1 protein-coding gene is annotated in these 446 nt (G+C 71.3%); it reads left to right on the top strand.

Annotated features, from left to right (window positions below; translation table 11 throughout):
• Positions 1–446: glycoside hydrolase family 9 protein (locus tag G3I71_RS47620; RefSeq protein ID WP_203733163.1), on the top strand; the 446-nt coding region annotated here is incomplete at both ends.

Genomic DNA, 446 nt, shown 5'->3' with positions numbered 1-446 from the left:
GCACGGGTCGTGGCAGGACTCCAGCAAGGTGCCGGTCGAGACGCGGCACGTGCTGTACGGCGCGCTCGTCGGCGGCCCCGGGTCCGCGAACGACGCCTACACCGACAGCCGCGACGACTACGTCGCCAACGAGGTCGCGACCGACTACAACGCGGGCTTCACGAGCGCCCTGGCCTACCTCACCGCGCAGTACGGCGGCACGCCGCTCGCCGGGTTCCCGGTCGCCGAGACGCCCGACCAGGACGAGCTGTTCGTCGAGGCCAAGCTCAACCAGCCGGCCGGCGGCACGTTCACCGAGGTCAAGGCGATCGTCCGCAACCGCTCGGCGTTCCCCGCCAGGTCCCTGAAGAACGCCACGGTCAGGTACTGGTTCACGCTCGACGCCGGCGTCCCGGCCTCGAGCCTCGCGGTGACCACCAACTACAGCGAGTGCGGCACGACGCCCG

This window comes from Streptomyces sp. SID12501 (genome assembly GCF_010550245.1).
Taxonomy (GTDB): domain Bacteria; phylum Actinomycetota; class Actinomycetes; order Streptomycetales; family Streptomycetaceae; genus Streptomyces.
The sequence above is the reverse complement of the archived record's forward strand: the minus strand, read 5'-3'. Positions and strand labels throughout refer to the sequence as shown.